Origin of the sequence: Saccharothrix violaceirubra, from assembly GCF_014203755.1 — a bacterium.
Classification (GTDB): domain Bacteria; phylum Actinomycetota; class Actinomycetes; order Mycobacteriales; family Pseudonocardiaceae; genus Actinosynnema; species Actinosynnema violaceirubrum.
In genome coordinates this window covers 5256126-5270212 of the sequence record NZ_JACHJS010000001.1, presented here as the reverse complement: position 1 = coordinate 5270212, position 14087 = coordinate 5256126, and the positions used below count along the sequence as shown (strand labels likewise).

Sequence of the window (14087 nt, the reverse complement as noted above, 5' to 3'; positions counted from 1 at the left end):
ACAGGCTGGCTGGACCTCGATCGCCCAGTCCCCGGCCAACGCCGAACCACCCCGGAACCTCGCAGTCGCCGGACGGCCAACGATTCGGCAACCATCGAACGTTCTGTCATGCCGCTGATCAGGTGTTCGCGAACGCGCGCTCATGTCGATGACCGCGTGTTGCGTGGTGCAACGTAGTGGATTGTCGGGACGATGTGGGGGTATTGGTGTCGTGGGTGTGGGGGTTCGTGGTGGGTGGGTGTTTCTCAGTCATACCTCCGAGCTGCGGAAATACCCTGTGGGTGGGTCGTTCGTGGATGCGATGCGGTGGAGAAGGCCGTGCTGCGGGTGCGGGTGGCCGCCCCGGTGCGCGGCCCGAACGGCGACGTGGTGGCTGCCGTCTCCGTGGTGGTGCCGATCGAGACCCGCACCGACACCGTGCTGCCCGCCGTGCGGGCCGGTGGCCGGGCTATTTCACGCGCGTTGGGCCGGCGCACGCCGTAGCGGGACCACCGACGTCCGCGCGGCGGCGAGGGCGGCGAACTTGGCCTGCTGCTCCGGGGTCATGAGGTTCTTGGGCAGCGGGACGGCCTGTGACTTGGTGAACATCAGGTACCAGACGTCGGGCTTCTCCACGACCCGCGCCAGCGTCTCCCAGTGGCACCGCATCTGGGCCAGCGGGTACGCGATGCTCACCCACTGGTCGTCGATCACCAGGTTGAACGCGGCCCGAGTGGCGGACCACTGCGCCTCCAGCGCCTGGGCGGCCGTGACCCGCCCGATGCGGAACACCAGCAGGGGGCCGAGGATCACGCAGACGACCCCCACCACCTTGTCGATCGTCGTCAGGGTCAGCATGGCGACGCCAAGCGCGACGAGCACCGCGCCCAGCACGTAGAGCCGGTTGAGCTGCGGACGGAGCAGGAACTGGGTCGTGCGCTTGAACAGGCGCTCGTCGTACGGCACCGTGATCGTCATGGACACCGGCACACCTTAATGCGAATGACGTTCGCGGCTGCCGGGGCGAGCGCTGTGCTTGCCGAGAATGTCGTCCGTGCGGGTCAGGCGGCGTGGTGGTACTCGTTGAGGATGCCGCCCAGTCGTTGCTGTCGGCGGACGTCGAGTCTGGTGATCGCTGCTTGATCGGTGACGGCTGGTGGCAGGGCGCGTAGTGGTCGTGCGTTGGCAATGCCTTGGTGGGGTCGGTGGGTGTTGTGGAACTGTTCGTACTGGCGTAGTGCGTGGAGTAGGTGCGGTTGGTTCCAGATGAGGGTGCGGTCGAGGAGTTCGTGGCGGCAGCTGCGGATCCAGCGTTCCATGATCGCGTTCATGCGCGGTATCCGGACACCGGTGAGGCCGACCTGGATACCGGCGTCGGCGAGGACGGCGTCGAACAGGGCGGGGAACTTTCCATCCCGGTCGCGGATCAGGAACCGCGCGGAACTACCCGCCTCTTCAAGATCCATGACGAGGTTCCTGGCGGCTTGGGTGACCCAGGAGGCGGTGGGGTGCGCGGTGGCGCCGAGGACGCGGATCCGGCGGCTGGCGTGCTCTATCACCGCGAGCACGTAAAGGCGGGCGCCGCTCAGGGTGGTGGTCTCGAAGAAGTCGCAGGCCAGGATCGCGTCGGCTTGGGAGCGGAGGAAGGCCGACCAGGGCGTGGAGACGCGTTCTGGTGCCGGGTCGACCCCGGCGTCCTGGAGGATCTGCCAGACGGTGGAGGCGGCGACTGTGATGCCGAGTACGAGGAGTTCGCCGTGGATGCGGCGGTAGCCCCAGGTGGGATTCTCGCGCGTTAGGCGTAGTACCAGGAGTCGGATCGAGCGGATGGTCCGTGGTCGGCCGGGCCGCTTGGGGCGGGATCGGGCTGCGTGGCGGCGGGCGCGGAGGTCGCGGTGCCACCGCAGAATCGTCTCCGGGCGGACCAGTAGGCGGAGTCGACTTAGCGCGTGCGTCGGGAGTCGGTGCAGCAGTGCCGCGAGGAAGGCCCGGTCGGCGGGGGAGAACCGTGGTCGGGTGTCTCCGAGTTGGCGTTGCAGGACCATGATCTGGTGGCGCAGCGCCAGGATCTCCGTGTCCTTGTCCCGGTCGCTCAGGGGCAGCAGGCGCAGCAGCGCGAACGTGTTGGTCACGCCGAGGTAGGCCAGTCGGAGCAGCACAGCCGATCATCATGCCGTGCTGGCCGACACCACGGCGAATGGCAACCGTGACCCTGAGCCCTCGACGTCCTGGGTGCCGCGCGTCCTCTACCTGCATGGATGAGGTTATCGGCAGGCACAACGTGGCGACAGGGCTTGCCGGGCACCGGGTACGGCTACTGCGTGGGTGCGGCAGCCGTCGCGGCGAGTGAGTACTTTCGCGGCTTGTCGCAGGTTCGCACGGCGTAGCCGCTGTCGCCCAGCTTCTCCAGCGCGTTGTGCACCGCACCGGAGGACCGGTACGCGGACGCACTCGCGTCAAGCGACTCCCTCGCGTGGAGCTTCCGAGGCAGGTACGTGCCGGGCTGCCGCCCTGGGCACCGCAGTGAATCCAACTGCCTGGGATTCGCATTGCGCTGGCACGACACCGTTCTACGAACCCTCGAGATCCAACCCGGAAGGACCACAGACGATGGGCAGCACACGACGCGTCGCCTGACGATACCGGCCCCACCTCGCGGCCCCGTCACCCGCACCGAGGCAGAAGGCTGTCGAGCGGGAACCGGCCCCCACCGGGCAGGCCCGGCAACCCGGACCCACCGCACCGAATCCCGGCGAACCCGCAGCCGGTGACACCCCCCGATCCTGCTCACCGCAGAGCAGGCGGCGGCCATACTCCAGGTCCGACCCTCCTGGCTGTGCCGCCGCACCGCCGCCCGCGCTGTGCCCTGCCGCTTCCTCGGCAAACACCGGCGCTTCGCCGTTCGCGACGTCGAGCAGATCGCCGAAACCTGCCAGTCCGTCCCAACAGGACACGACACCCACATCGGGGATCTTCCCGAGCGCGCTTGAAGTTCTCGTGGACACGATGCATCCATGTGGACGTCGGTGTGATCGTGGACGGGAAGGAGAACGGTTCCGATGGAAGCGGACGGAACTCCTGGCAAGTCCGGTACTTCCGCGACGACGGGACGATCGGTTCGAAGTCGGGCTTCCGCAGCGAGGACGAGGCGAAAGCCGAAGCCCGCAGGATCGACGACATCCACCACGGCTCCACGAGCACCGACAACCCGCCGGCGAAGTCCGGCGCGGCCCCGGTGGTCGTGAACGACTGGATCGACCTGTGGTTCGACGGCATCGACGTCGCCCCCACGACACTGGCCCAGTACGAAAGACTGGCCCAGTACGAAAGCCTGACCCGCAACCACATCCGGCCACGGTGGGGGAGCGGCCACCTCGTCGACATCGGCAACCTGGCCGCCCACACCTGGGCCGCCGAACTGCGCTCGGGCGGACTCGCGGACAGCACCGTGAAAACCATCATGAAGCCGCTGGCCATGATCCTCGCCGACGCGGCCGACGAGAACCTCCTCGACCACAACCCCATCCGCCCACGACGACGCCGACGCCACCACCGCACCCGCGAAATCGTCTGGGACCAACCCCACCAAGCCCTGCGGGTCGCACTCCAAGCCGCGTCCCTGGTCGGCCCATGGGCGGGCGTCCTGGACATCACCGCAGCCTGGACCGGAGCCCGCTGGGGCGAACTGACCGGCCTGCGTCGCGGCAACCTCCACCTCGACGACGGCCGCTTCGTCATCGACCCCGACGTCGGCGCACTGCACGAGATCGACCGAACCCTCCAACTCGGCCCACCCAAGACCGCCGAGTCCGCCCGAACCGTGACCCTGCCACCGTTCCTCGTGGAACTGCTCCGCCTCCACCTCGACACCCACGACCACCCGCACGTGTTCGTCACCGAACACCACGCGCTCCTACGACGCTCCAACTTCTCCCGCCGCGCCATGCGTCCGGCAGCCGATGGCAACCTCCACAGCTCCAGCCCGCGAGTCCGGGTACACCCGGTCGCACCCGAGATCGAACGCAGGATCCTCGACACCCTTCAACAGCGATGGATCGACGCCCTCGCCGGACTCGGAGCCACCTCTCAGCCCGACCTGCTGGCGGCTCTTCCCTCCGTGAGTCGACCCATGACGGAGGGTGTCGCCTCCTGAACTGCGCCGGATGCCGGCGTTCGGCGAGTAGTCGTCGGCCGGCCTTCTGGTGGCGTACTGGATGAGCAGGGTGCCTCAGGTTCACGCGTCCGGTCGACGTGGGCGCAGCTCTGGTGATCGTCCCGATGACGACCCCATCGCGACGCCCACGCGAACACGATGAACACCTTGCCGCTGTTCGGACACCGTCGGAGAGCGCCTACCCGGCAGAGAGGAAACAGCGGATGTCGTAGAGGACGGCTTCAACGCCTGAGTACCCGCCCCTGCGCTCATACGGGTACCCGGCGACGTGTCGCCGGGTACCACTAGGCGGCAGTCGAGGCCAGCACAGGCGCCACCCCAAGGTCGAGCTGCACGCGGACGGTCCACCAGCACGTGGTCGGATGCCCCACCCTCCAGGCAGGGCCCGGAGCACGGCGAACGGCGTCGGTGCGACCGGAGGAGTGGGCCAAGGGGAGCCGGGGCCGACTTGTCCGTCGGGTCAGCAGGTTCCGCCATCTTCGTCAGCACGTCTCCTCGTGACTACCCGCGGGGTCGACGCCGAACCGGCTGGAGTCTCCACTCGGGTATTGCCCGACGACGGCCCGATCAGAGGGCCGGCGTGGTCGTCGCCACGAGCGGTCGTGATCGAGCGTGCCGATTTATAGTTGTTGCGCATCGGGTTGAGCTGGCTCGGGTGTGTCGGCCTGAATGCTGGGAGTGCGATCGTGGAAGGGGACGGATCCGTGTGGCGGGCGGACGCCGGAGCCGGTCGAGTGGAAGCGGTCACGGGTACCGGGATGGGCGGGAATTCCGATCCGGAGTTCGACCGGTGGGCTCGGCGGGCGTGCGACCTTGTACGAACCCCTGCGGCGATGGTGTCGTTGATCGCCGGGCACGAGTTGACGTTGCCCGGGTTGTGCGGCGTGGGAGAGCCGTGGGGGTCGACTCGTCGGGCCTCGGCGAACCGGTCGGCGGTGGCGCACCAGGTCACGACCGGTGAGCCGCTGATCGTCGCGGACACGACGGTCGACCTGCGGGTGCGGGGCGATGCGTTGGCGGGGTCTCCGCGGGTCGGTGCGTACGCAGGGTTCCCGCTGACCGACGCCGAGGGCCGGGTGCTGGGCAGCCTGTGCGTACTCGACCACGTCCCCAGACAGTGGTCCGGAGCTGAGTTGGATCTGCTCGACCTCCTGGCCGAGTCGTGCTCATCGGTACTGCGGGCGAGGATCGCGGCGGCGGACGCGAAGTGCGAACAAGTGCGGTCCACACGTGCCGAGGCCGCGTTGCAGGCGGCACTGGACCGGTCACAACTGCTGCTGACGGCCTCGCAGGCGCTGTCCCGTGCCGAGGACTTGGCACAGATCCGCGCGACGGTCACCGAACTGGTGTCCGGTCAACTCGCCCCGGTCTACGTCGGGCTGACGCTTCCCGAAGGACGCGCCGACCTCCACCGGATCGACGACCCCCGGCAGGCCGTCGGGCCGGAGTCGGGCGCCGAGGTCTACGACGTCGGTGACGACGCGCCGATCGCGTCGACCGCCCGCCGGGGCGTGTTGAGCCTTTACCCGGATCCGGCGTCGATCGCTGCGGCGTTCCCGCCCGCCGCGCAACGTCGCTACGCGGAAATGGGCCTGCACGCGATCGCCTGTGCGCCGCTGAGGTACGCCGACGACACCACCGGGGTGCTGCTGTTCGGTTGGGACCGGCCGCACGAGGTCGATCTCGTGGAGCGGACGGTGATCACCACGCTGGCCGGGTACGTCACGCACGCGCTGGAGCGGGCGGACTTCCTGCAGAGCCGGGTGAGCGTGGCCCGTCGGCTCCAGGAGGCGATGCTGACGAGGGTCCCGGAGGTCAACGGCATGCGCCTGGCCGCGTGCTACGTGCCCGCGGCGTCGGATGACCAGGTCGGTGGTGACTGGTACGACGTCATCGTGCCCGGTACACAACATCCGGGAGATTCGGCGGGCGTGGTCCTCGTGGTGGGTGACATCACCGGGCACGACATCGACGCCGCGACGCTCATGGGTCAGGTTCGCAGCATGGGGCGCCAGGCGGCCTGGGAGCGACCGGCCGGACCACCGTCGGCGGTGGTCACGGCACTGGAACAGGCGTGTGTCGCGACCGGCCTCGCCGCCACGGGAACGATGATCCAGGCCCACCTGCTACCGCTGGCGGACTCGAGCCGGGAATGGGTGTTGACCTGGGCCAACGCCGGTCACCCGCCGCCCGTCGTCCGGCACGCCGACGGCACCACCACCATCCTGCACGGCCACGACATGCTGTTCGGCCATCCGCACCTGCGCGACCGCCCGGTGCTCGACCACCAGGTCCGCCTGCTCCCGGGCGACACGGTCGTCTTCTACACCGACGGCCTCATCGAGCGCCGCGGGAGTGACATCGACGAAGGGATCACCAACCTCCGCGAAGTCCTGGCGGCCCTCCGCGTGACGGACGATCCTCGCCACCTCGTCGACGAGTGTGTGCGTCGCCTGCTGGTCCCGGTGGGCCGGCACGACGACGACGTCGTCCTGCTTGCCGCGCACATCCCCACGGGCCCGGACCGGCCTTCCCGGAGCTGAGGAGCGACCCGTCCGAGCGCACCGCGACGCCCGCACAACCTGCCCGAGGACGGGGTCACACGGCGGCCCGGGATCGTGCGTCGGCTCGAGCCGACGCCGTGGGCGACGGACCGCACCGGAGTACAGGTGGTCGGGAACATCTCATCTCCTTCGCGTCGGATGACGGCTACCCGACCGGCCGGGCATGAACCCGGACATCCACGGCTTGGAACGGACGCCAAGAGTGACGCGAACGGTCGCCGGGCGTGGTCGGCCGGATCATCGGGCCGCCCGGTCACCCGTCCCGATTCGGGTTGAACGATCGGATCGCGGGAACGCCTTGCTCGGCAGTCGACGAGCAGGAGGACCCGACATGACCGAGCACGACCGTCGCTCCGCCGAGCGGCACCCGCGACCTGAAGAGGTTCCCGGCCAAGAACAAGCGCACCCGGGAACGGCGTCGGAGATGGCCCCGGAACCGGACCACGGCGAGTACTCCTATCGCGGCCGGGGGCGGCTCAGCGACCGGCGGGCGTTGATCACCGGAGGCGACTCCGGCATCGGACGCGCGGTGGCCATCGCGTTCGCCAGGGAGGGCGCGGACGTGGTGCTGTCCTACCTGGAGCAGGAGCAGGAGGACGCCGAGCGCACCGCCGAGTGGGTCCGGGAGGCCGGTCGGCGCGCCGTGCTCGTGCCCGGTGACATCACCGAGGAGAAGCACTGCGCACACCTGGTCGAGCGGTGCGCGTCCGAACTCGGCGGTCTTGACGTACTGGTGAACAACGCCGCCTACCAGATGTCTCAGTCCGACAGTCTGCTCGGGATTTCCACCGAGCAGTTCGACCGGGTGGTGAAGACCAACCTGTACGCGATGTTCTGGCTGTGCAAGGCGGCGGTGCCGCACCTGGGCAAGGGGTCGGCGATCGTCAACACGTCTTCGATCCAGGCGTCCCGGCCGTCGCCGGAGCTGTTGGACTACGCCACCACCAAGGCGGGCATCGTCAACTTCACCAAGGGCTTGGCGCAGTACCTGGCCGTCCGGGGCGTGCGGGTGAACTCGGTCGCACCCGGTCCGGTGTGGACGCCGCTGATCCCGGCCACCATGCCGGCGGAGAAAGTCGACTCCTTCGGCGCGGACACCCCGCTGGGACGGGCCGCGCAACCGGCCGAACTCGCGCCTGCCTATGTCTACCTGGCTTCGGCGGAGTCGAGCTACGTCACCGGCGAGGTGCTCGCCGTGACCGGCGGACTGTCCTTCAGCTGACAACTGACGCACCGGAAACCGCGCGGTGCAGTCAACCGATTGCGCGGTTCGTGTGCCGCGCAATCGCGGGAAGGGCGGAGAGCCTGCGCTCGGACCGTCCGGCACCGATGACGTACCGGCGGTTCGTATCGGCTAGCGTTCGCGGGACGCCCGGAAGTTGGCGGCCTTGTGGGTCCCGTCGCAGAACGGCTTGAGCGCGGACTTCCCGCACCGGCACAGCGCGACGGTGCCGCGCCCGGGGTCGATGAACTCGCCGTCGTGCGTGCGCAGTTCGAAGTCCCCGCGCACGAGCAGCGGCCCGTTCTCGTATGAGGTGATGGTGGCGCGCTCGGCGGTCACGCCGTCCGTCCCAAGGCCGGGACGAGCAGCGCCGGCAGGCCGCGTGCCCACCGGTGCAGGAGTTGCCCGCCGAACCGCGCTTCCACGGACAGGCAGGCCGCCGCGCCGAACAGCACGTCACCGGCCGCCTCGGGGTGGGCCTTGGCGTAGGAGCCGCACAGGTCGTGCGCGGCGATCTGCTCGTGGACCGCGTCGGCCTCCACGTGCTCGTCGTAGAAGCGGGTGGCCCGGGCGTCGCCGCCCAGGCGCCGCAACCCGGTGCCGTAGCGGCGGTTGGGCAGCGAGGAGGTCATCTCGAACGCGGCGAGGTGGCCGACCAGCGCACCCGTGAGGCGCCGGTTGAGGCCGAACAGCGAGATGGTGTTGGTGACCGCGAGGGTCGCGGCGGAGGCCTGGTCGACGTAGTGGCCGTAGGTGTCGTCCAGGTCCAGGAAGCGCATGAGGTCACGGAACAGCTCCGAGTGCATCCGCTCGACACGCCCGCCGCCGTACTCGTCGGCCTGGATCTCGACCAACGCGGCCTTGGCGCCACCGTCGAGCCGGGGAATCGCCCACGAGTGCGGATCGGCCTCCTTCAAGTGGTACACCGAGCGCAACGCCACGAACTCGCGGAACTGGTCCAGCGTGGCCTCGCGCTGGAGGTACCCGGCCAAGGGCGGCCCGTCGTCGGCCGCCACGAGGTCCGCCAACGCGTCCGGTACCTCCTCCGGGGTCACGTCTTCGACCGGGGCGATCGCGCGCAGCCCGGCCAGGAAGGTCTTCTCCAGCAGACCGCGGAACACGATCACCTCGGGTGACCACTCGCACGTGTCGTCGACGTCGTCGAAGCCCCGGTAGTGCAGTTCGTAGCACATCCACAGACTCAGCTGGAGGTCTTCGTCACCCACCACGTCCGACGTCGTGACACGACCCGATCCGAGAAAGTCGAATCGCCCGGTGCGCAAGGCTGCGATCAGCACCGAACTCATCGGACCGCGTGGGTGTGGCAGTCGCATGACGCGCTCCTCGAAAAATTCGACTCCGGGGCTTCGATGATCGGGGATTACCCCGCTCGGCGTAGCTGAAGCGTCGCGTCGGACCCTGGCCGGACGTCACACCCGGTGAAGCAGCTGGTGATCGGCACAGCAGTTCCGGGACGGGAGCACCGTGGCCCGGTGCTCCCGTCCCCGTCACGCCCGGAGGGGTTCGAGCCTCGCCCACACGCGGTGCCCGGCGAGCAGCGTCAGCACGTCCTGGACGACGTCGGACGGGTCGTCGGCGACCACGACGCCTGGCTCGGCTTCGGCCAGCGCCGTTCCGCCACCCCACGCGCCGATCACCTTGGCGTGTCGGTAGGCCTCGGCGACCAGCAGTTCCACTCGCGGGTCCACCGCCGCGCGAACGGGCAGCGCGTCCGGTGCGGGCGACGGTGCGGCGGCCAGCAGGACGGCGTCGAACTCGACCGAGCGTGCGGTCGCGAACGTGCGTTGGGCGGCGAGTCCGTGCGGCAGGTCCCCACCTCGGCTCGCGATGATCAACGGGGTGACCCCGGCCTCCCCGAGCGCGCTAATGGCGGCGCGCACCCCGGCCAACCCGTCCGCGTCGTCGGCGTCCACGACGATGCCGACCACCCGGCCATCCACCGGCCAGGTGTGCCCGAATTGGGACAGCGCCGGGCTTGTCGGCACGTCGCGGAGGTCCTGCGCCTCGGGAACGGGTAGCCCGAGCCCCGCGGCGACCTCCGCGCACAGCCGGGCGTCGACCCGGGCTAGCACCAGCAGTTCGCGTTCCTTGATCGTCTTCTCGTAGCACTTGGCGAGTTCGAAGGTGAACGCCCGGATCACGTGGTCCTGCTCGAGTGGGCTCAGGCTGCGGAAGAAGAGTCGGGGTTGGGTGAAGTGGTCGTCGAACGACGCTGCGGCCCGACGCACCTTCGTGGCCTCGGCGATCCGTTGTGGTACTTCGATGAACGCCTTGTCCGCCGCGTCGGCGTGGAACGGGCAGCCGCCGTCGAGGGAGTTGGGTTTGTACGGTGCGACTCCCGCGTGCACGGCGTGCTGGTGGAAGCCGTCACGGAGCATGTCGTTCACCGGCGCGTGTGGGCGGTTGATCGGGATCTGGGTGAAGTTCGGGCCGCCCAGGCGGGTGAGTTGGGTGTCCAGGTAGGAGAACAGGCGGGCGTGCAGCAGTGGGTCGTCGGTGACGTCGATTCCGGGCACGAGGTGTCCGGTGTGGAACGCGACCTGTTCGACCTCGGCGAAGAAGTTGGTCGGGTTGCGGGTGAGCGTGAGCAGCCCGACCGGTCGCACCGGGGCGAGTTCCTCGGGCACGATCTTGGTGGCGTCCAGGAGGTCGATGCCCTCGAAGGTCTGGTCGGGTGTGTCCGGGAAGACCTGGAGGCCGAGTTCCCACCGGGGGTGCGCGCCGGACTCGATGGCGTCGTAGAGGTCGCGGCGGTGGAAGTCGGGGTCGAAGCCGTTGAGCAGTTGCGCTTCCTCCCACACCAACGAGTGCACACCGAGTTTCGGCTTCCAGTGGAACTTCACCAGGGAGGTCTCACCGGCGTCGTTGACGAGGCGGAAGGTGTGGACGCCGAAGCCCTCCATCGTCCGGTAGGAGCGGGGGATGCCGCGGTCGGACATGTTCCACAGGACGTGGTGGGTGGCCTCGGTGTGCAGGGACACGAAGTCCCAGAACGTGTCGTGTGCGCTCTGCGCCTGCGGGATCTCCCGGTCGGGGTGCGGTTTGGCGGCGTGGATGACGTCGGGGAACTTGATGCCGTCCTGGATGAAGAAGACCGGGATGTTGTTGCCCACCAGGTCGAACGTGCCCTCGTCGGTGTAGAACTTCGTGGCGAACCCGCGGGTGTCGCGCACGGTGTCCGCGGAGCCGCGCGAGCCCAGCACGGTGGAGAACCTGACGAACACCGGGGTCGTCGCGCCTTCGCGAAGGAATCCCGCCTTGCAGATCTTGGCCGCGTTGCCGTACCCGACGAACTCCCCGTGCGCGCCGGCCCCACGGGCGTGCACGACCCGCTCGGGGATGCGCTCGTGGTCGAAGTGCATGATCTTCTCGCGCAGGTGGTGGTCCTGCAGCAACGTCGGACCACGTTCGCCTGCTTTGAGCGAGTGGTCGGTGTCGTGCAGCCGCACGCCTTGAGAGGTGGTCAGGAAGGCGTCCTGCTGGGCGTTCACCCCGGTCGGCGCGCCGGTCGGCGCGCCGGTGGGTGACACGGTGTCCGGCGCGGCCTGATCGGACTTGGGCGGAAGGGGCTCACGCGGACCGGTGGGCTCCGCGAGGCTGGGCGGATCGCCAGACGGTGCGCCGGGAATGTCCGGCGTCACCCTTTCGGTGACCTTGTCGACGGCGTCCTTCACGATCTCGACCGGATTCCGGGAATTCATCGAACCTCCTCCTGCGTCGTGTGCCGACTACCCGTGAATGGATGGCCTACACGCGGCGAAGCCCATCGGTACCTCCTGGTGCCGTGGTCTCGACGTCCGTAGCACCGATCGGTCGAAGTCGCTTCGCGGATCGGGAGTCGGGTCCTTCACCTGCTCGTCGGTTCGTGAAACGGCGGAATGGCCGATGGTCGAGGGCGTCGACCCGATCATGGTCTGAAGGCGGGACGAGCCGGGAGATCGGGGCGAACAGGCAGCCGGTGTCGTGTCGGGTGGTGCGGCGCCGCTCCCCGGGCACGGTCGATGATCTGACGTGGAGGGAAGCGGAGGTTGAACATGATGAGGATCCTGGCGGCCGTTTTCGCGGTGGTCTGGGCGCTGGTCCTGCCGAGGGCAGCGGGCGCGAGCGCGGACAGCTGGTGGGTCACCGAGGGATATCGGAACGACCAAGCCGAGTGCGTTGCGGAGAAGAACGCCACGTGGGCAACGGGGTTCGTCGTCTCACCGGCGGGCCCCACGTGCCTGCACATCCCACGCGGCTACTACTACCAGTACCTCGACACCTGAGCCGACCGGCCAGGGTACCCACTGCCGACCTACCCGCGTGTTCGGGGCACTGGCACCCGCTGTCCGGAGCACGGTGCCGGACAGCGTCGGAAGCACGGCTTCCGGCACGCTCGACACGAGCGTGCGACAGCCGCTTCCGTGTCGTCGACGCTTGCGCGGGCCGGGTCGTCCACCACCGTCTCCGGCTCATATGCCGTCATCTCCTACTGCCGGTGCGCGCGGGCAGCGGCGGCCCATCCGGGTGAGTGGTCCGCCACAAGGTCCCGCAGCGTGCACGGCGACGACCGGGAGGTCGTCCGCCGGCCGCCGCGGGTCCACGCCACGTCCGTCGAGGCCGTAACGGGCGGGGGTCCACCCAGCCGCCATCAGCACCCGCGCGTTCACGTCCGGCGTCTCCCTCCCGGCGTCGAATTCGGCCGGCGCCCACCTCACCGGTTCCCGGTGGACACCACTTGGCGCACCGCGTCGGTGGTCGGCGCGGTCGTCGACGATCAGGGTTCGCGGGTTTCGTCCACGGCCGTCGCCTCCAGCACGGCGTCGAAGGACGGATATTCGCCGTCGGGGATCGATCGCACCGCGTGCACGGTGTCTTCGTCCGCGTTGTTGCGCGAGGCGTGGTCGGCGAGGCGGTCGCGGTCCGCCGGGTAGGTGACGTCGGACAGCGCGATCCGCAACCGGTCCGCCGTGGTGGTGTCGCTCATGGTCGTGCTCCTCGTGATCGTGGGTCGTCCACAGTCGACTACCCGCGCCGACTCGTCATCCCCCTGGGTGGAACATTCACGAGGGCGGGTCGAGGCGGTGAGGTTGGTGCGTGCGGGATCGGGAGCACCTGGTTGCCGATGGACGGTCGGGCGGCGGAGTACCGGAGCACGCCCTGGTGCACTCGGGACGAGCGGTGCGGGTGGAGTCCGACGACGGCGTGGACGTGTTGTCGGAGCAGTTCCCGGGGCTGTGGAGGCTTCGCCCGCATCGGTGGCCGGGCAGCTTGATCCACAGCGTCGCGTCAGGGCGCCGAATGCGGGCACCCACCCGGCATGGGCACATCCGAACCACGTCACACCCCTCCCGACCCGGATCCGGCGCGCACACCGGGCCCAGAACCCGGAGGCGGCGTGGCGCCGGGGGACACCCCACCCGATTCGGGTCAGACGTCCGGGTTGTCCCACCCGCAGCCGATGCCGTCCCGCGTGCCGTCGATCGTCACCCTGGTCGCGGTGACCGTGCTGACGCTGCTGGTGCTCGCGTTCGTCGTGGCGCAGATCATCGGCTGGAGCAACATCTTCTGACCCGCCAGGGGGTGCCGGCACCGCTTCCGGCCTCATCCGGTGGATCGTGGTGCCCCACGCCCGCTTCGGCTGCCTGCGTAGGCGCGAGCCCGAATCGCACCGAGCCAAGTCGGCTTCAGCTCAAGCCCTGCCGCGTTGACCACGGGGTCGAAGTCGGGTGCCGGCGACTTCGCGATCGCGGTCAGCGAGACCTCGCCGACGGGACCGAAATCGTGCAACGACAAGGTGAACGTCATCGGCGAGGCGGTGCACAGCGCGTCGAGTCGGGTGCTGTGCGGCAGTGCGGCGCCGGTCGCGGTCAGCACCCCCGAGCCGCCGACACCTTCCAATCCGCCCAGGGTGCTCAGTCGCGCACCGCACCACCGCGCGGCCGGGAACGGCAGCCACACCAGAGACCCCGGCGCGTGACTGGACAGCAGAACATCCCACGGCGCCCCGCGAACCTCGGTGCGCAACGCCAACCCGAGCACGTCGGGTATCGCCCCGGGCAGGCCGACCCCCTTCGACAACCGCACCAGCGCCGGCTGCGGCCGTCGGGGAAGCGGCAACCACTCCGGACACCTGTCGAACGCCCGT

Annotated in this window: 15 protein-coding genes; 8 read left to right on the top strand and 7 right to left on the bottom strand. The window is 69.3% G+C overall.

What is annotated here, in order from left to right; all coding sequences use genetic code 11:
- Nucleotides 1-306 precede the first annotated feature (306 nt).
- Nucleotides 307-483 carry an IclR family transcriptional regulator domain-containing protein gene (locus tag F4559_RS36545; protein ID WP_312865796.1) on the top strand — a complete coding sequence of 59 codons (177 nt, stop codon included), beginning with the start codon at nt 307-309 and terminating at the stop codon, nt 481-483.
- Here the strand turns inward: F4559_RS36545 and F4559_RS23970 are convergent.
- Both F4559_RS23970 and F4559_RS23965 read right to left on the bottom strand, forming a co-directional pair.
- Nucleotides 454-957: a YcxB family protein gene (locus tag F4559_RS23970; protein ID WP_184672263.1), complete on the bottom strand. Its 504-nt coding sequence runs from the start codon at nt 955-957 to the stop codon at nt 454-456. The genes F4559_RS36545 and F4559_RS23970 overlap by 30 nt on opposite strands.
- A gap of 83 nt (nt 958-1040) precedes the next feature.
- Nucleotides 1041-2138, bottom strand: coding sequence for an integrase core domain-containing protein (locus F4559_RS23965; RefSeq protein ID WP_184672261.1), 1098 nt, complete (start codon nt 2136-2138; stop codon nt 1041-1043).
- 336 nt (nt 2139-2474) lie between these two features.
- Between F4559_RS23965 and F4559_RS36915 the strand changes: the two genes are divergently transcribed.
- From F4559_RS36915 to F4559_RS23950, 5 genes are all read left to right on the top strand, one after another.
- A complete protein-coding gene (locus F4559_RS36915) occupies nt 2475-2750 on the top strand; it encodes a hypothetical protein (RefSeq protein ID WP_425567939.1) in 276 nt (91 codons plus the stop codon).
- A 9-nt stretch (nt 2751-2759) separates the two neighbouring features.
- A complete protein-coding gene (locus F4559_RS36825) occupies nt 2760-2969 on the top strand; it encodes a helix-turn-helix domain-containing protein (RefSeq protein WP_376774723.1) in 210 nt (69 codons plus the stop codon).
- A gap of 26 nt (nt 2970-2995) precedes the next feature.
- Nucleotides 2996-4132, top strand: coding sequence for a tyrosine-type recombinase/integrase (locus F4559_RS23960; protein ID WP_184672260.1), 1137 nt, complete (start codon nt 2996-2998; stop codon nt 4130-4132).
- Between the two features lie 779 nt (nt 4133-4911).
- Complete coding sequence (locus F4559_RS23955) at nt 4912-6696, top strand: SpoIIE family protein phosphatase (RefSeq protein WP_281386353.1); 1785 nt, start codon at nt 4912-4914, stop codon at nt 6694-6696.
- A 352-nt stretch (nt 6697-7048) separates the two neighbouring features.
- On the top strand, nt 7049-7939 hold the full coding sequence (locus tag F4559_RS23950; protein ID WP_184672256.1) for an SDR family oxidoreductase: 891 nt from the start codon (nt 7049-7051) through the stop codon (nt 7937-7939).
- A gap of 132 nt (nt 7940-8071) precedes the next feature.
- Here F4559_RS23950 and F4559_RS23945 read toward each other — a convergent pair whose 3' ends face one another.
- The 3 genes from F4559_RS23945 to F4559_RS23935 all read right to left on the bottom strand — a co-directional run bounded on the left by F4559_RS23945 (nt 8072) and on the right by F4559_RS23935 (nt 11661).
- Nucleotides 8072-8278, bottom strand: a complete 207-nt coding sequence (locus tag F4559_RS23945) for a CDGSH iron-sulfur domain-containing protein (RefSeq protein ID WP_184672255.1) — start codon at nt 8276-8278, stop codon at nt 8072-8074.
- Nucleotides 8275-9273, bottom strand: coding sequence for an iron-containing redox enzyme family protein (locus F4559_RS23940; protein ID WP_184672253.1), 999 nt, complete (start codon nt 9271-9273; stop codon nt 8275-8277). Before F4559_RS23940 ends, F4559_RS23945 begins: the two co-directional genes overlap by 4 nt.
- Before the next feature lie 174 nt (nt 9274-9447).
- Nucleotides 9448-11661 carry a catalase gene (locus F4559_RS23935; protein WP_184672252.1) on the bottom strand — a complete coding sequence of 738 codons (2214 nt, stop codon included), beginning with the start codon at nt 11659-11661 and terminating at the stop codon, nt 9448-9450.
- Nucleotides 11662-11994: 333 nt separating this feature from the next.
- Between F4559_RS23935 and F4559_RS23930 the strand changes: the two genes are divergently transcribed.
- Nucleotides 11995-12225 carry a hypothetical protein gene (locus F4559_RS23930; protein WP_184672250.1) on the top strand — a complete coding sequence of 77 codons (231 nt, stop codon included), beginning with the start codon at nt 11995-11997 and terminating at the stop codon, nt 12223-12225.
- 491 nt (nt 12226-12716) lie between these two features.
- Here the strand turns inward: F4559_RS23930 and F4559_RS23925 are convergent, their stop codons facing one another.
- Nucleotides 12717-12926 (bottom strand): DUF2795 domain-containing protein, encoded by a 210-nt coding sequence (locus F4559_RS23925; RefSeq protein WP_184672249.1) that lies wholly within the window; start codon nt 12924-12926, stop codon nt 12717-12719.
- Between the two features lie 333 nt (nt 12927-13259).
- Here F4559_RS23925 and F4559_RS23920 point away from each other — a divergent pair, with 333 nt between their 5' ends.
- Nucleotides 13260-13511, top strand: a complete 252-nt coding sequence (locus F4559_RS23920; protein WP_184672247.1) for a DUF6480 family protein — start codon at nt 13260-13262, stop codon at nt 13509-13511.
- A gap of 32 nt (nt 13512-13543) precedes the next feature.
- Here F4559_RS23920 and F4559_RS23915 read toward each other — a convergent pair whose 3' ends face one another.
- Nucleotides 13544-14059, bottom strand: coding sequence for a hypothetical protein (locus tag F4559_RS23915; protein ID WP_184672246.1), 516 nt, complete (start codon nt 14057-14059; stop codon nt 13544-13546).
- Between the last annotated feature and the right edge of the window lie 28 nt (nt 14060-14087).